The following is a 17,040-nucleotide window of genomic DNA, read 5'->3' as shown; positions in this document are numbered from 1 at the left end:
GAGAAAGCTCAGGACGAAACAAGTCGGCATGATCTAAGAGAAAAAGAAGAAAACCGGGAGACATCGAGTCAGTTCAGGATTCTCGATCTCCCCCGGTCTCACCGCTCGGATCGATGGGCGCGATTGGTTCAGCTGACTCGGTTGAGGCAGTGTGTTCCTGGACGAGGCGCTTGAGCGTGCGGGTATGAACGTCGAATTCGCGTGCGACTTCGGTCAACGAGCAGGTCTGGAGCATCTCCAGCGCACGCTGGCGCTGCCCTGGGTCGAGTGAGTGCCGACGCCCGAGGCGTTGCCCGCGCGCGCGCGCCGCAGCAAGTCCCGCGCGCGTGCGTTCGCTGATGAGGCGCTTCTCGAACTCGGCCAGTGCGGCGAGCACGTGAAACACCAGCACGCCCCCCGACGACTGCGTATTGATGGATTCCATCAAGGAGATGAACTCCACGCCGCGTTTGTTGAGCCGCTCGATCAGTTCGACGAGCTTGCTGAGCGATCGACCGAGTCGATCAAGCCGCCAGACGACAAGTGCGTCACCGGGCTGAAGCGTGGCGAGCGCGGAGTCGAGTCCGGGCCGGTCGAATACGGCGCCAGAGACGCCCTGGTCGGTGAACAAGGCATCGCATCGCGCATCGTGCAGCGCATCAATCTGGAGCGCCAGATCTTGTTCATCGGTCGACACACGAGCATATCCGACCTTCATGACAAGGATTCCAGACGGCTGAGATTGAAGCTTGTGACAAATACAAAGCGAGCAATTCCGTATGAATAAATAAGGACAACAAAAAACTCAGACACGTAAATCATTCTCGTTTAAACCATGGCAACGTATGACTGGAAGGCCAGATCAAACGGATATCAATTGCGGCCTGCACGCCCGCAACGTGCAACGCGTTGCATGCTCCATCATCGGCGAAGCAGCGGAAAAGTTTGATCCAAAGCAGGCGACTGTTAAGGATCGTAAAACTGTTTGAATCACGGCCAAATTCTACTGGACATAAACGGTCGTTTTTGTCTTTCAATGCTTTCAGTCGACAACCCCTTGTCCGGCGGGCCTCCGCAGGGACAAATCGTGATTTTTTGTAACTCTGCAACAAACGACCCTTTTTCCGGCACGGATCTCCAGCCCCCGCGGGAGCGCATTCAAAGCAGGCCTTGCGCAATCGTAGAGCTAACGAGAAGTCCTTACCGACAGGGGTTCGGCGATGACCGACATGAGGGTGGCGGAGCAGATATGGGATGCGATGCGCACGCATCGTATCCAACTGCATTTTTCGCGAATCCATCGCGCTGACGATCCGAACGATGTGCTGTATCGCGAATGCCTCGCGCGCATTCCCGTCGCCGATGGTCAATGGCGGGCCGCCTCTGCTCTGCTCCCTGCGCTGACGCGTCTGAATCTGGTTTCGACATTTGAACGCTACGTGTTGCGACGGGTAATCCAGTTTTTAAGGGATCACCCGGACGAGATCGTGGGCGTGAATTTTCAATGCGACGGATTTGACTCGGCCTGGACTGCGGCGCTCCTGGAATTGGAGGTCGAGACGGATGTGGCGAAACGGCTGATCGTCGAGGTCCCGGAAACGTCACACGTCTCGCGCGAGTTTGTGCAGTTCATCCGGCGCGCCGGTTGCCGGATCGCAATCGACGGGTACGGCGTCGCGTACGGGATGCGTGCCGACATTGCGATCGGTCATCCAGACATTGTGAAGTTTGACCCATCGCTGTTGACTGAGGCACGGCAGGCGGACGCGGGGCTGGAGCAATTGAGCCGGTTGATTCGCCTGGCATCGGATGTCGCCACAGAAGCGGTGGTGCTGACGGGGGTGAGAGGGCCGCAGGACCTGAGCGTGGCCGCGCGCGCCGGGGCGCCTTGGGTGCAGCCCGCGCGAGACGAGCCGGGCGCGCCCTAGCGAGGGAAAGCCTGTCCGGAAGCAGCAGAACGAAAACACACGGAATGAGCGCGATGGCAAGACCAACCAAATGGAAACCGATACCTGGCAAGGAGCTGAATCTGGCGGGTGAGGCCGGCGGCGACGTGCTGCAGGCGTTGTCGGACTGCTTGGGACGGTGCGGCGAGTCCGCGCCGAGTATGGACCGCGCTGAAGACTGGCTGGAAGGGCTGCGTCGGTGCGCGCACCTGCTGGTGGCCCTCCACCTGCCTGAATGGGTGTCGCAGGCGACGCAGGCATATGACGCCGGATTGGCGCAGGGATTCTATGGCACCGCGTCTGCTATCGGCGTCGGAATGGAAGAGTGTCTGCCAGGAACAGGGAGTGGGAATAGCCATGTGCCCCTAAGAGAACCGGAGTCAAGTGGCCATTCCGATGATCAGACAATCGAAAACCAAGTTCGAGAACTTACCAAATCATTGCGAGTGCTGGGGAGGGAGCACGGAGATGAGTTGCGTCGCTGGTTAGGTCTGGGTTAGGCACGATCCGAGTTCAATCATCTCGGAAACACTGCTTAGTGATAAGCACTCCAAAATGTTTTGGAGGGCTGGACAAGTTCGTACCTGGAGAATGGGTGGCATATGAATAAGGTCTATCGAACCATATGGAATAAGGCGCTGGGCGCCTTTGTCGCTACATCGGAAAACGACAAGTCACATGGTAAAGGTCGGAGTGGTGAATCAACCCGCGTTCAAGATGCGCGCCTTGGAGGCGCTTCAAGTGCGGTGGGATATGAAGCGTCTTACGGGACTTTTGAGATTGGAGGAGCGCGGCATAACCAGTTTCTCGGAAAGCGTGCGATTGCTATGCCATTCGCTCTTATGCTGGGGAGCTTTGGCTTGATGTCGTCTGCGAACGCGCAGCTGTTTGTCAACAACGGTACCGACCCGACCTGCGCCTTAATTTTTGATGGCAGCGCAGTCACTTATCAGTCGCAGGTCACACAATCGGAGTGCAACGCCAACCTATCGACTCAGACTACGCACTCAACCTTCTATGGCACCCACCTCAATGGTTCACCACCTTGGGCATCAAACCTGAGCCTTGGGGGCTCGTTATATGTCAACGGAGGTCAAATCGGCCTCGCCGATATCTCGGGTGGAACTTTCTCAATGCGCATTGGCAGCACCGCGACTATGAACGGCCTCGCGGGGCTGGACTCGATCGCCATTGGGTCAGCGCAGACCGCGATATCGGACGGAGCAGCCACCGCTGCGACAGTGGCGAGTGGAGCGTGGTCGATTGCCCTAGGCACGGCAACGCAAGCGGTCGGCGCTGCCAGCGTTGCTATTGGACCGCGCGCGGTCGCGATCAATGCCAACGACGTCGCGCTCGGGGCTAGCTCGATCACGGCCGTGCCGAATCCGACAGCCGGTACTACTATCGGCGGTATACCCTACGCGTTTGCCGGTGCCGGACCGACAAGCGTGGTGAGCGTCGGCGCACCGGGTATGGAACGTCAGATCACCAACGTTGCCGCGGGTCGGGTCAGCGCCGCGAGTACAGACGCCATCAACGGTTCGCAGCTGTTTGCCACCAACTCTGCCATCGAGAACCTGTCGACCACGTTTAGCACAAGCACCAGCGCGGTCGCGTCCCTGTCGACATCGACATCCACAACCGCGAGTTGGCTGTCGACCGGTATGAGTTCGTTGTCCACGGGTTTGAGCACCACCAATAGTAATGTGGCATCCGTCTCGACTGGCCTCAGTTCGTTATCCACGGGCTTGAGTACTGTTAATAGCAATGTTGCGTCGCTTTCGAGCGGCGTCAGCACGCTGTCGAGTGAGGCCGTCAAATACGACAAGAACGTTGATGGCACGGTGAACTACAACAGTGTGACGCTCAACCCGGGTGGGACAAGCGCGCAAATCCATAACGTTGGGGCGGGTACGGCGGGCACGGACGCGGTCAACGTGTCGCAACTGAGCACAGTAGTATCGACGAGCAAGACGCGTTACTACAGCGTCAACGACAACGGTGTCCAACAGGGGAACTACGGCAATGACGGTGCATCTGGGCTCAATGCAATGGCTGCAGGGACGAATGCGATCGCGGCCGGGGCGAGCTCTGTTGCTCTAGGCAACGGAGCGAGTGGAACTGGCGCACAAAGCATTGCGATCGGCAATGCCTCGACAGCCACATCGTTTGGAGGCGTTGCAGTCGGTTCTGGGGCCACGGCAAGCCATGCAAATGACATCGCTCTGGGCACGAATTCAGCGACGGCAATTGCAAACCCGACATCGGGCACCACCATTGGAGGAACGGCATACAGTTTTGCCGGGGCAACCCCGACGAGCGTTGTGAGCGTCGGCTCACTGGGCAACGAGCGCCAAATCACGAATGTGGCGGCGGGTCAATTGAGCGTCACAAGCACGGACGCCGTTAACGGAAGCCAGCTTTACGCGACAAACCAGGCGATTGGCAGCATGTCAACGTCGGTATCTACTGGGATCAGTTCCCTCGCGACGGGCCTCTCCACGACGAACAGCAATGTGGTGTCGCTGTCGACTTCTGCGTCGACGACGGCCAGCTCGCTGTCCACGGGCGTGAGCTCGCTCTCGACGGGCCTGTCAACGTTGTCGAATGAGGCGGTTAAGTACGACAAGAACCCCGATGGCACGGTGAACTACAACAGCGTGACGCTCAACCCGGGTGGCACGTCGACGCAGATTCACAACGTGGCGGCGGGTACGGCGGGCACGGATGCGGTCAACGTGTCGCAGCTGAGCACGGTGGTGTCGACGAGCAAGACGCACTACTACAGCGTGAACGACAACGGCGTGCAGCAAGGCAACTACGCCAATGACGGCGCGACGGGCGTAGGCGCACTCGCAGCAGGTATCAATTCAGTAGGTTCGGGCGCGAACAGCGTCGCGGTGGGCGCTGGCGCAACGGCCAGCTCCGATGGCGCCGTGGCGGTGGGCAATAGCGCGGTGGCTACCGGTGGCAAGGCGGTATCGATCGGCGTGGGCAATACTGCAAGCGGCGATGGGGCAGTGGCCATCGGCGACCCGAACGTCGCTATCGGCGCAGGGGCGATTGCTCTGGGTGTGAACGGCACGGCAAACGGAAGCGGCGCAGTGGCACTGGGCTTCCAGAATACGGCGAATGGCAACGGATCGGTGGCGCTGGGCAACACCTCGACCGCGGCGCAGGCTGGCGCGGTGGCATTGGGTCAGGGCGCAGTAGCGACCAATACCAATGACGTCGCATTGGGTTCCGGCTCGGTCACTGGTGTGGCAAACCCTGTGAGTAGCGCGACGATCGCGGGTCAGTCATATGCGGTTGCTGGCACCGCACCGACGAGCGTGGTCAGCGTGGGTGCGCCGGGCGCGGAGCGTCAAATCACCAACGTGGCAGCGGGTCAGCTGAGCGCGACGAGTACCGATGCGGTCAATGGCAGCCAGCTGTTCGCGACGGACCAGGCGGTCGGTAGCCTGTCTACCTCGACCTCTACGGGGATCAGTTCGCTGTCGACCGGCTTGTCAACCACCAACAGCACGGTCGCGTCGCTGTCGACGGGAACCAGCACGCTCACTAGTGGTATTGCATCGCTGTCGACCTCGACGTCGACGACGGCCAGCTCGCTGTCGACCGGCGTGAGCTCGCTCTCGACGGGCGTCTCCACGACAAACAGCAACGTTGCGTCGCTGTCGACCTCGACGTCGACGACGGCCAGCTCGCTGTCGACCGGCGTGAGCTCGCTCTCCACGGGCCTCTCCACGACGAACAGCAATGTGGCGTCGCTGTCGACTTCCACGTCGACGACGGCCAGCTCGCTGTCGACCGGCGTGAGTTCGCTCTCCACGGGCCTCTCCACGACAAACAGCAACGTGGCGTCGTTGTCGACCTCGACGTCGACGACGGCCAGCTCGCTGTCGACCGGCGTGAGTTCGCTCTCCACGGGCCTCTCGACGACGAACAGCAATGTGGCGTCGCTGTCGACCTCCACGTCGACCACGGCCAGCTCGCTGTCGACTGGCGTGAGCTCGCTCTCGACGGGCCTCTCCACGACGAACAGCAACGTTGCGTCGTTGTCGACCTCGACGTCGACGACGGCCAGCTCGCTGTCGACCGGCGTGAGCTCGCTCTCGACGGGCCTCTCCACGACGAACAGCAACGTCGCCTCGCTGTCGACCTCGACGTCGACGACGGCCAGCTCGCTGTCGACTGGGGTGAGTTCGCTCTCGACGGGCCTCTCGACGACGAACAGCAACGTCGCCTCGCTGTCGACCTCGACGTCGACGACGGCTAGCTCGCTGTCGACCGGCGTGAGCTCGCTCTCGACGGGCCTCTCCACGACGAACAGCAATGTGGCGTCGCTGTCGACCTCGACGTCGACGACGGCCAGCTCGCTGTCGACTGGGGTGAGTTCGCTCTCGACGGGCCTCTCGACGACAAACAGCAACGTGGCGTCGCTGTCGACTTCCACGTCGACGACGGCCAGCTCGCTGTCGACTGGGGTGAGTTCGCTCTCGACGGGCCTGTCAACGTTGTCGAATGAGGCGGTTAAGTACGACAAGAACCCCGATGGCACGGTGAACTACAACAGCGTGACGCTCAACCCGGGTGGCACGTCGACGCAGATTCACAACGTGGCGGCGGGTACGGCGGGCACGGATGCGGTCAACGTGTCGCAGCTGAGCACGGTGGTGTCGACGAGCAAGACGCACTACTACAGCGTGAACGACAACGGCGTGCAGCAAGGCAACTACGCCAATGACGGCGCGACGGGCGTAGGCGCACTCGCAGCAGGTATCAATTCAGTAGGTTCGGGCGCGAACAGCGTCGCGGTGGGCGCTGGCGCAACGGCCAGCTCCGATGGCGCCGTGGCGGTGGGCAATAGCGCGGTGGCTACCGGTGGCAAGGCGGTATCGATCGGCGTGGGCAATACTGCAAGCGGCGATGGGGCAGTGGCCATCGGCGACCCGAACGTCGCTATCGGCGCAGGGGCGATTGCTCTGGGTGTGAACGGCACGGCAAACGGAAGCGGCACAGTGGCACTGGGCTTCCAGAATACGGCGAATGGCAACGGATCGGTGGCGCTGGGCAACACCTCGACCGCGGCGCAGGCTGGCGCGGTGGCATTGGGTCAGGGCGCAGTAGCGACCAATACCAATGACGTCGCGTTGGGTTCCGGCTCGGTCACTGGTGTGGCAAACCCTGTGAGTAGCGCGACGATCGCGGGTCAGTCATATGCGGTTGCTGGCACCGCACCGACGAGCGTGGTCAGCGTGGGTGCGCCGGGCGCGGAGCGTCAAATCACCAACGTGGCAGCGGGTCAGCTGAGCGCGACGAGTACCGATGCGGTCAATGGCAGCCAGCTGTTCGCGACGGACCAGGCGGTCGGTAGCCTGTCTACCTCGACCTCTACGGGGATCAGTTCGCTGTCGACCGGCTTGTCAACCACCAACAGCACGGTCGCGTCGCTGTCGACGGGAACCAGCACGCTCACTAGTGGTATTGCATCGCTGTCGACCTCGACGTCGACGACGGCCAGCTCGCTGTCGACTGGCGTGAGCTCGCTCTCGACGGGCCTCTCGACGACGAACAGCAATGTGGCGTCGCTGTCGACTTCCACATCGACGACGGCCAGCTCGCTGTCGACCGGCGTGAGTTCGCTCTCGACGGGCCTCTCCACGACGAACAGTAATGTGGCGTCACTGTCGACTGGCGTGAGCTCGCTCTCGACGGGCGTCTCCACGACAAACAGCAACGTTGCGTCGCTGTCGACCTCGACGTCGACGACGGCCAGCTCGCTGTCGACCGGCGTGAGCTCGCTCTCGACGGGCCTCTCGACGACGAACAGCAATGTTGCGTCGCTGTCGACTTCCACGTCGACGACGGCCAGCTCGCTGTCGACCGGCGTGAGTTCGCTCTCGACGGGCCTCTCGACGACGAACAGCAATGTGGCGTCGCTGTCGACTTCCACATCGACGACGGCCAGCTCGCTGTCGACTGGGGTGAGTTCGCTCTCGACGGGCCTCTCGACGACGAACAGCAACGTCGCCTCGCTGTCGACCTCGACGTCGACGACGGCTAGCTCGCTGTCGACCGGCGTGAGCTCGCTCTCGACGGGCCTCTCCACGACGAACAGCAATGTGGCGTCGCTGTCGACCTCGACGTCGACGACGGCCAGCTCGCTGTCGACCGGCGTGAGCTCGCTCTCGACGGGCCTCTCCACGACGAACAGCAATGTCGCGTCGCTGTCGACCTCGACGTCGACGACGGCCAGCTCGTTGTCGACCGGCGTGAGCTCGCTCTCGACGGGCCTCTCCACGACGAACAGCAATGTGGCGTCGCTGTCGACTTCCACGTCGACGACGGCCAGCTCGCTGTCGACTGGGGTGAGTTCGCTCTCCACGGGCCTCTCGACGACGAACAGCAATGTCGCGTCACTGTCGACCTCGACGTCGACCACGGCTAGCTCGCTGTCGACTGGCGTGAGCTCGCTCTCGACGGGCCTCTCCACGACGAACAGCAATGTGGCGTCGCTGTCGACCTCGACGTCGACCACGGCCAGCTCGCTGTCGACCGGCGTGAGCTCGCTCTCGACGGGCCTCTCCACGACGAACAGCAATGTGGCGTCGCTGTCGACTTCCACGTCGACGACGGCCAGCTCGCTGTCGACTGGGGTGAGTTCGCTCTCCACGGGCCTCTCGACGACGAACAGCAATGTCGCGTCACTGTCGACCTCGACGTCGACCACGGCTAGCTCGCTGTCGACTGGCGTGAGCTCGCTCTCGACGGGCCTCTCCACGACGAACAGCAATGTGGCGTCGCTGTCGACCTCCACGTCGACGACGGCCAGCTCGCTGTCGACTGGGGTGAGTTCGCTCTCGACGGGCCTCTCGACGACAAACAGCAACGTTGCGTCGCTGTCGACTTCCACGTCGACGACGGCCAGCTCGCTGTCGACCGGCGTGAGTTCGCTCTCGACGGGCCTCTCGACGACGAACAGCAATGTGGCGTCACTGTCGACCTCCACGTCGACCACGGCTAGCTCGCTGTCGACCGGCGTGAGCTCACTCTCGACGGGTCTGTCAACGCTGTCGAATGAGGCGGTTAAGTACGACAAGAACCCCGACGGCACGGTGAACTACAACAGCGTGACGCTCAACCCGGGTGGGACCGCTGCGCAGATCCACAACGTCGAAGCAGGCACCGCCGCTACGGACGCCGTCAACGTGTCGCAACTGAGCACGGTGGTAGCAGCCAACAAGACGCATTACTACAGCGTCAACGACAACGGCGTGCAGCAAGCGAACTACAACAACGATGGCGCCACCGGTGTCAACGCGCTGGCTGCGGGAACCAACGCCTCGGCGTCCGGTACCAGCAGCGTTGCAGTCGGCGATGGCGCGTACGCCAGTTCTGGTGGCGCCGTTGCTGTCGGCAACAATGCGACCGCGATGGGTGGCAAGGCCGTGTCGATCGGGGTGGGCAACACCGCGAGCGGCGACGGTGCGGTGGCCATCGGTGACCCGAACGTGGCAGTCGGAACGGGTGCGTTCGCGGCAGGTGCCAACAACAGGGCGTTGGGCAACGGTGCAGTGGCGGTTGGTAACCTGAACCAGGCCAATGGCGATGGGGCAGTGGCACTGGGCAATACCTCGGTGGCTGGTCAAGCCGGGGCCGTGGCACTGGGACAAAGCGCGGTGGCAACCAACGCCAACGACGTGGCGCTGGGTTCGGGCTCCGTCACGGCGGCACCGGTGCCGACGGCGGGTACCACGATTGGCGGCACGGCCTACACATTCGCAGGCGCTACGCCGACGAGCGTGGTGAGCGTGGGTGCGCCGGGCGCGGAACGCCAGATCACCAACTTGGCCGCGGGTCAGGTCAGTGCGACGAGCACCGATGCCATCAATGGTTCGCAGCTGTTCGCGACCAACACGGCGATCGGCAGCCTGTCCACTTCGGCCTCGACGGGCATCAGCTCGCTGTCCACTGGGCTGTCGACGACGAACAGCAATGTGGCGTCGCTGTCGACCTCGACGTCGACGACGGCCAGCTCGCTGTCCACGGGTCTGAGCACGACGAACAGCAATGTGGCGTCGCTGTCGACCTCGACATCGACGACGGCCAGCTCGCTCTCGACGGGCTTGTCCACCACCAACAGCACGGTCACTTCGCTGTCGACTTCCGCGTCGACGACGGCCAGCTCGCTGTCCACGGGTGTGAGCTCGCTCTCGACAGGCCTGTCCACCACCAATAGCAATGTGGCGTCTCTGTCGACTGGTCTGTCCACGACCAACAGCAATGTGGCCTCGCTGTCGACCGGTCTGTCCACGACCAACAGCAATGTCGCATCGCTGTCCACGGGTCTGTCGACCACCAACAGCAACGTGTCCTCGCTGTCCACATCGAGCTCGACGGGTATCGCGTCGGTTTCGACCACGGTCAGCACGCTGGGTAGCCAGACGGTGAAGTACGACACCAACCCGGACGGCACAGTGAACTACAACAGTGTGACGCTCAACCCGGGTGGCACGCCGACGCAGATTCACAACGTGGCGGCCGGTACGGCGGGCACGGACGCAGTCAACGTGTCGCAGTTGAGCACGGTGGTGTCGACGAGCAAGACGCACTACTACAGCGTGAACGACAACGGCGTGCAGCAAGGTAACTACGCCAATGATGGCGCGACGGGTCTGAACGCGCTGGCCGCGGGCACCAATGCCTCGGCCTCGGGTGCGGATAGCGTAGCGATCGGCAACGGTGCGAATGCGTCGCTGGCAGGTGCGGTGGCGCTGGGTGCCGGGTCGGTCACGGCGGTGGCCAATCCGACCGCAACCGGCACGATCGGTGGCGTGACCTACAGCTACGCCGGCACCAGCCCGACGAGCGTGGTGAGCGTCGGCGCGCCGGGTGCGGAGCGTCAGATCACCAACGTGGCGGCCGGCCGGGTGAGCGCAACCAGCACGGATGCCATCAACGGAAGCCAGCTGTACGCGACGAACGAGGCGATCGGCAGTCTTTCGACGTCCACTTCGACCAGCGTCAGTTCGCTGTCCACGGGCATCAGCTCGCTGTCGACGGGACTGTCGACGACCAACAGCACGGTGTCCTCGCTGTCGACGTCGACCTCGACGACGGTCAGTTCGCTGTCCACGGGCGTCAGCTCGCTGTCGACGGGGCTGTCTACCACCAACAGCAACGTGTCCTCGCTGTCCACGTCGACTTCGACCGGCATCGGCTCGCTGTCCACCGGCCTGTCGACGACCAACAGCACGGTTGCGTCGCTGTCGACCACGTTCAGCACCAGCACCAGCGCGGTGGCGTCGCTGTCGACCTCGACGTCGACGACGACCAGCTCGCTGTCGACCGGTGTGAGCTCGCTCTCCACGGGCTTGTCGACGACCAACAGCACGGTGTCTTCGCTGTCGACTTCGACGTCGACGGGCTTTGTGTCGCTGTCGACGGTGATTTCGTCGAGCAAGACGCACTACTACGGCGTGAACGACAACGGCGTGCAGCAGGCGAACTACAACAACGACGGCGCGACGGGTGTGAACGCGCTGGCCGCTGGGGTAGCTGCCAGCGCATCGGGTACCGACAGCCTGGCGGTCGGTCACGGTGCGAATGCGTCCGCCAACGGCGCCACGGTGATCGGTGCGAATGCACTGGGTACAGGCGTGGGTAGTGTAGCGCTCGGCCAGAACGCCACAGCGTCCGCGCCGAACTCCGTCGCGCTCGGCTCTGGTTCCGTGGCTAGCGAAGCCAACACGGTGTCGCTGGGTTCGGCCGGCAACGAGCGGCGTCTCACGAACGTGGCCCCGGGTGTGAACCCGACCGACGGCGTGAACATGTCGCAGCTGAACTCAGTGCGTAACGACATCGGCTCGGTGGCCCGCAAGGCCTACTCGGGCGTGGCAGGTGCGGTGGCGCTGACCATGATCCCGGACGTGGATCTGGGCAAGTCGTTCATGATCGGTATCGGTAGCGGCAGTTATCAAGGGTATGCCGCGGCGGCGATCGGGTTCACGGCTCGGTTGACCGACAACCTGAAGTTGCGTGGCGGGGCGAGCTTGAGCGGCTCCGGCACGACCTTCGGGGTGGGTATCGGCTACCAGTGGTAATCGGCTGAACGCGCCCGGTCCTTCGGGGCCGGGCGCGCTAGGCACCTTCTGCCATTGCAATTGGCTATCAAACAGAAGACGAGGTACGACATGTTGCAAAGAACAAAAGTGGTTTTACTGAGCGCGGCCGTGCTTGCGGGCTGTTCCGCGTCGGGGCCGACCTTCAACGCGTACTCGCTGCGGCTGGCCAACGGCGAGCAGGCTTACCGGGTGGATTGCTACGGCATCTTCGAGGGGCAGGGCACTTGCCACAAGAAGGCCGAGGAGATCTGCGGCAATCAACCGGTGCGCGCGCTCGAGGACGCTGCGCCGCTGGGCTCGACGTCGGACGGAAAGCCCAACACGCGGATCCTGACATTCCAGTGCGGCGTGCCGTCGGCGCCGCCGCCGGTGGTGGCCCCGGTTCCGGTGCCGGTGCCGCCTCCTCCGCCACCGCCGCCGGCGAAGGTGGTGCTCGGCGGCGACGCGAACTTCGATACCGCGAAGTGGACGTTGCGTCCGGAAGCGCGCGCGAAGCTGGACAAACTCGTGTCGGACGCGAGCGGCGCGACGTTCGCGCTGGTGACGGTCAAGGGCTACACGGACTCGCGCGGCTCCGACGCCTACAACCTGAACCTGTCGCAGCACCGGGCGGAGACGGTGGCGGCCTATCTGCGTGATCACGGCCTGCAGGCACAGCGGTACGCCGCACACGGCTACGGCAAGGCCGACCCGGTGGCCTCGAATGACACGGTCGAGGGGCGTGCGAAGAACCGACGCGTGGAGATTCAGTTGGATCAACGCTAAGAGTGGCCTGGGCAACCGCGTCCTCGTGCGCTGGATTACTCCCCCGTTAATCCACGCGTTCTGCGGTTGCCGCTTTTGGGGAGAGGGTTGGCCATGCTCGGCTCTCTCCTCCTTTTTACGGGGAAAACGGGGAATCACGGCGGACCACCGCCGGGCAATCGAGCATGATCACGAGGCGATAACAGGCGATGCGAATCGGCATATCCATACTGACCCATGCAGGTCAGAACATTTGGGAGAACGGGCTCGGCCAGAATGTTTTCTTCCTGGCGCGGCTCTTGAGGGCGCTGCCGTTTGTGACGGACGTAGTGCTGCTCAACTGCGGTGACCAGACGAGTGTGGCGGCCAACGCGCAAGACGGTGGCCAGCCGCTTCGGCTGATACCGATGCGCGAGGCGACGGAGTGCATCGACGTGGCCATCGAGATGGGCGGCGGCCTGGACGTTGAGTGGCTGGACTATCTGCGCGCACGCGGCAAGCGCGTGGTGTTCTTCTGCTGCGGCCAGCCGTACGTCGGACTGATCGAGCCGTCAGTTTTCAAGCGCTCGGGTTATTTCACGCGCGCGAACCGGTGCGACGCGATCTGGATCCTGTCGAAGGACCGGGATTTCGCGCCGATGCTGCGCACGTTGCACCGCTGCCCGGTGATCGAAGTGCCGTATCTGTGGGATCCGGTATTCGTCGAACAACGGGCCGCCGAGATCGAGCGCGCGGGCCTGCACTTCGGCTATCAGGCGCGGCAGGAGCACGAACGCGGCCTGCGGGTGGCGATCTTTGAGCCGAACATTTCGGTGGTCAAGAACTGCGCGATCCCACTGCTGGTGTGCGAGGCCGCCGCCCGGGCTGAGCCTGAGTCGGTGTCGCGCGTGCACGTGCTCAATAGCGTGCAGATGCAGCGTCATCCGACCTTCGAATTTCTCACTCGCTCGCTGGAGCTTGCCCGCGACAACAAACTTCAACTGGACCAACGACACGATTTTGTAGGTTACATGAGCCAGTTCGCCAACGCGGTCGTGAGCCACCAATGGCATAACGACCAGAACATTTTGTATCTGGACGCGCTGTATGGCGACTATCCGTTGATTCACAACGCGCCGTGGATTGCAGAGCTGGGCTACTACTACCCGGACTCGGATATCGAGCAAGGCGCGTCGCAGCTGGTGAGCGCGGCGAGCGATCACGACGACCAACTTAGCCATTATCGGCACCGATCGCGCGCGTTTCTCTCCGCGCTGTCCAGCCAGACGCGCGCGAACCGTATCGCCTATGCGCAATGCCTGCTGCACCTGGTGGGGCGGACAGCCCAGGAGGGCGCACGATGAGCGTGACCAAACGACTGAAGATTGGGGTGACGATTTTTTTGCGCAAAGGCCACCAGTCGATCTGGGAAAACGGCATCTTCCAGAACTGCTATTTCCTCGCACAACTGCTGCAGCGCTCGCCGCTCATTGACTCGGTGGTGCTGGTCAATGGCGGCGACGGCGAGCCCCACGAGGCCCAGGCTTTTCTGGAGCATTCGCCCGCGCCAGTGATCGACCTGGAAACCGCGCGCATGGAACTCGACGTGGTCATCGAACTGTCCGCGCAACTGAATCCGGATTGGGCACGCGCTTTTTGCGCACGCGGTGGCCATGTGATCGGCATGCGCGTTGCCAACGATTATGTGATCGACATCGAGCGGATGATGTTCGACCTGCCGCACGGCATGCTCGCCTCGGGCACGCCATACAGCGCGATCTGGACGCTGCCGGCGTTCGAGCGCAGCTGTGCCTCGTATTACGGGGCAGCGCTGCGCGCGCCGGTGCGAGCGATGCAACACCTCTGGAGCCCGGCGCTGCTCGAGCGCACGCTCGCATCGTCGGGTAATGAAGGCTTCGGCTATGCGCCCGGGCGCGCGCGCTGGCGGCTTGCGATTCTGGAGCCGAACATCTGCATGGTCAAGACATCGCACGTGCCGATGCTGCTCGCGGATCTCGCGCATCGCCAGGATCCGTCGTTCATCGAGCACCTGCGCGTGTTCAACACATTGCACCTGAAGGACGACGCGCAGTTCGCGGGATTCGCACGCAGCCTGGACTTGGTCAATCACGGCCGCGCGACGTTCGAGCCGCGCGTGCCGATCTACGAGATCCTAAACCGGCAGGCCGACGCGATCGTCGCGCACCACTGGGAGAACGCCCAAAACTATGTGTACTACGAGGCGCTGTACGGCGGCTATGCGCTGATCCACAACTCGGCGTTCCTGAGCGGGTGTGGCTACCGCTACGCCGATTTCGACTGCGAAGATGGAGCGCTCGCGCTGCGGCGTGCGTTTGCCGAACACGATGTGGACCTCGTCCGGTATCGAGATGAGGCGCGCCAGTTTCTCGCGACACTGGACCCGCTCGCTGAAAGCAACGTCGCTCAATACGGGGCGGCCATTGCCGAGTTATACGAATGAGTACCGCGATGAAACGACACGGGCTCGTGCGGGGTGTCGGGCCGGCCATCAGGGCATCGCTGGTGAGCGCGGCGGTCGCGGCGAGCGTGCTCGCCCATGCGCAGGGTCTGGCTGGCGACGGTGCGGCGACGCCTACGCCAACACCAACGCCGCCCACGAGCGTCGCGACCACGCCGGCGACGGTGCTGGGGCGCGCGGCGCACGCAATCGGCATCCGGCGCTGCGCGGGCGCGATCGACGCGGTGGCGAGCCGCGCCTTTGTCAACGCACAGCGTCAGGACGTGGTTCTCGACTGGGACCGCAGCAATCCGGACGGGGCGCCGTTTTTTTCGTTATCGGGTATCGAGTACCGGGAGTCGTCAGCGATCCTGTCGCTGACGACTTCGCCCGCCTTGCAAGGCGGCTGCACGATCCTTGCCGAACGCATCTCGAGTGCGCCGCTTGCGTGCCGCGAGGTGGCACGTGCGGAGTTGACCGGATATCAGGCCGCCGCACTGGTGCGCGGCGTGACGGTGTATGTGGATCCGCACCATTCGCGCGAAACAGTGACCCTCGTCGAGGCACCGCCGTCGTGTGTGATCGTGCGGCGCCAAGTTCAATTTTCCTGGGGTGTCTCGCGATGAATGGTCAACAACAACGACAACACCCGCGTGCCTTGCGCATCGGTATCACGATCGGACTGCACAACGAAGCCGAAAGCCTGTGGGTCAACGGCATTAAGCAGAACGCGCTGTACCTGATGCGTGTGTTCCAGCACTCGCCGCTCAAGCATGCGGTGTGTCTGGTGAACACCACGCAGGTGGCGATCACGCCGCAGCTGCCGTGGGATCTGACGCAGTTCCCGGTCAAGCCGTTCGAGGCGGCCAAGGACGATCTGGACGTGCTCGTCGAGCTGGGCGGGCAGATCAACGAAGCGCAGTGCAAGTACCTGCAGTCTCGCGGCGCACGGGTAGTGAGCTACTGCTGCGGACCTGAGTACGTGCAGATGATGGAGGCGATGATCTTCAGGCGCCGCATGACCGATCAGGTCTTCATCAACCAGTGCTACGACCAGGTGTGGGTGATCCCTCAGGTGATGGAGACAAGCGCCCACTTTTTCCAGACGCTGCGGCGCAAGCCGGTGCACCAGGTGCCGTTCGTATGGGACCCGATGTGTCTGGATGCACGCACCGTGAACCTGCCGAACGGGGGGCAATACCGACCCCATGCTGGACCGAAGCGGCTGTCGATTATGGAGCCAAACATCGATGTGATGAAATTCTGCCTGTACCCGCTGTTGATCGCGGAGCAAGCGTACCGGCGCGTTGGCGCGCAGATCGCGCACGTGCACGTGACCAATGCCGACTGGCTGGCGCTCGGCAGCCCTGAGTTCATCGGCGTGATGCAGTACCTGGATCTGGTGCGCGAGCACAAGGCGAGCTTCGTCGGCCGCTATGAGACGCCCCAGTTTCTGAGCGAGCTGACCGACGTTGTGATCTCGCACCAGTGGGGCCTCGCGCTGAACTACTACTACTTCGACGTGTGCTGGAACGGCTACGCGCTCGTGCACAACGCGCAGCTGTGCGCGGGACTGGGGTACTTCTACCAGGGCAACGACGTGGAGGCCGGCGCACGGCAGTTGGTCACGGCGCTCACGCGCCACGACGAGCAGTGGCAGGACTACCGCACCCGCCAGCGCGAGGTGATCGGCGGTTTCTTGGCCACGAACCCGAAGGTGGTCGCGCAATACGATCAGTTACTCGCAGGCTTATTCAGGGGATAAATCAATGAAACACAGAGCGTA

At 63.0% G+C, this 17,040-nt stretch carries 9 protein-coding genes and 2 pseudogenes; 10 read left to right on the top strand and 1 reads right to left on the bottom strand.

The features are described from left to right. Nucleotides 1–73 precede the first annotated feature (73 nt). Nucleotides 74–697, bottom strand: a complete 624-nt coding sequence (locus WJ35_RS16540; RefSeq protein WP_045579745.1) for a recombinase family protein — start codon at nucleotides 695–697, stop codon at nucleotides 74–76. 502 nt (nucleotides 698–1,199) lie between these two features. On the opposite strand from WJ35_RS16540, the gene WJ35_RS16535 reads away from it, so the two are divergent. From WJ35_RS16535 to WJ35_RS16485, 10 genes and pseudogenes are all read left to right on the top strand, one after another. Next, nucleotides 1,200–1,907 carry an EAL domain-containing protein gene (locus tag WJ35_RS16535; protein WP_052691595.1) on the top strand — a complete coding sequence of 236 codons (708 nt, stop codon included), beginning with the start codon at nucleotides 1,200–1,202 and terminating at the stop codon, nucleotides 1,905–1,907. A gap of 44 nt (nucleotides 1,908–1,951) precedes the next feature. After that, a complete protein-coding gene (locus tag WJ35_RS31330) occupies nucleotides 1,952–2,425 on the top strand; it encodes a hypothetical protein (protein WP_155121932.1) in 474 nt (157 codons plus the stop codon). Between the two features lie 102 nt (nucleotides 2,426–2,527). Then, nucleotides 2,528–4,675 (top strand): annotated as a pseudogene (locus WJ35_RS32760) (ESPR-type extended signal peptide-containing protein); the annotation flags it as partial. Between the two features lie 72 nt (nucleotides 4,676–4,747). After that, a pseudogene (locus WJ35_RS32755) lies at nucleotides 4,748–11,512 on the top strand (hemagglutinin); the annotation flags it as partial. Beyond that, nucleotides 11,513–12,031: a YadA family autotransporter adhesin gene (locus WJ35_RS32750; protein ID WP_414629669.1), complete on the top strand. Its 519-nt coding sequence runs from the start codon at nucleotides 11,513–11,515 to the stop codon at nucleotides 12,029–12,031. It begins immediately after the preceding pseudogene. Between the two features lie 90 nt (nucleotides 12,032–12,121). Continuing rightward, on the top strand, nucleotides 12,122–12,817 hold the full coding sequence (locus WJ35_RS16505) for an OmpA family protein (RefSeq protein ID WP_045579741.1): 696 nt from the start codon (nucleotides 12,122–12,124) through the stop codon (nucleotides 12,815–12,817). A gap of 188 nt (nucleotides 12,818–13,005) precedes the next feature. Next, a complete protein-coding gene (locus WJ35_RS16500) occupies nucleotides 13,006–14,139 on the top strand; it encodes a DUF2827 domain-containing protein (RefSeq protein WP_045579740.1) in 1,134 nt (377 codons plus the stop codon). Continuing rightward, a complete protein-coding gene (locus tag WJ35_RS16495) occupies nucleotides 14,136–15,257 on the top strand; it encodes a DUF2827 domain-containing protein (RefSeq protein ID WP_059460897.1) in 1,122 nt (373 codons plus the stop codon). Before WJ35_RS16500 ends, WJ35_RS16495 begins: the two co-directional genes overlap by 4 nt. Beyond that, on the top strand, nucleotides 15,254–15,880 hold the full coding sequence (locus WJ35_RS16490) for a hypothetical protein (protein WP_059460898.1): 627 nt from the start codon (nucleotides 15,254–15,256) through the stop codon (nucleotides 15,878–15,880). The genes WJ35_RS16495 and WJ35_RS16490 overlap by 4 nt, the downstream gene beginning before the upstream one ends. Next, nucleotides 15,877–17,019, top strand: coding sequence for a DUF2827 domain-containing protein (locus WJ35_RS16485; protein WP_045579738.1), 1,143 nt, complete (start codon nucleotides 15,877–15,879; stop codon nucleotides 17,017–17,019). The genes WJ35_RS16490 and WJ35_RS16485 overlap by 4 nt, the downstream gene beginning before the upstream one ends. The last annotated feature ends 21 nt before the right edge of the window (nucleotides 17,020–17,040 follow it).

Source organism: Burkholderia ubonensis, assembly GCF_001718695.1.
GTDB classification, from domain to species: Bacteria; Pseudomonadota; Gammaproteobacteria; order Burkholderiales; family Burkholderiaceae; genus Burkholderia; species Burkholderia ubonensis_B.
This window is presented reverse-complemented; position numbering and strand designations above follow the sequence as displayed.

What these genes read in the sequence shown, in the direction of transcription:
- WJ35_RS16540 (WP_045579745.1), bottom strand. Translation starts at nt 697, where the DNA reads ATGAAGGTCGGATATGCTCGTGTGTCGACCGATGAACAAGATCTGGCG.
- WJ35_RS16535 (WP_052691595.1), top strand. Translation starts at nt 1,200, where the DNA reads ATGACCGACATGAGGGTGGCGGAGCAGATATGGGATGCGATGCGCACG.
- WJ35_RS31330 (WP_155121932.1), top strand. Translation starts at nt 1,952, where the DNA reads ATGAGCGCGATGGCAAGACCAACCAAATGGAAACCGATACCTGGCAAG.
- WJ35_RS16505 (WP_045579741.1), top strand. Translation starts at nt 12,122, where the DNA reads ATGTTGCAAAGAACAAAAGTGGTTTTACTGAGCGCGGCCGTGCTTGCG.
- WJ35_RS16500 (WP_045579740.1), top strand. Translation starts at nt 13,006, where the DNA reads ATGCGAATCGGCATATCCATACTGACCCATGCAGGTCAGAACATTTGG.
- WJ35_RS16495 (WP_059460897.1), top strand. Translation starts at nt 14,136, where the DNA reads ATGAGCGTGACCAAACGACTGAAGATTGGGGTGACGATTTTTTTGCGC.
- WJ35_RS16490 (WP_059460898.1), top strand. Translation starts at nt 15,254, where the DNA reads ATGAGTACCGCGATGAAACGACACGGGCTCGTGCGGGGTGTCGGGCCG.
- WJ35_RS16485 (WP_045579738.1), top strand. Translation starts at nt 15,877, where the DNA reads ATGAATGGTCAACAACAACGACAACACCCGCGTGCCTTGCGCATCGGT.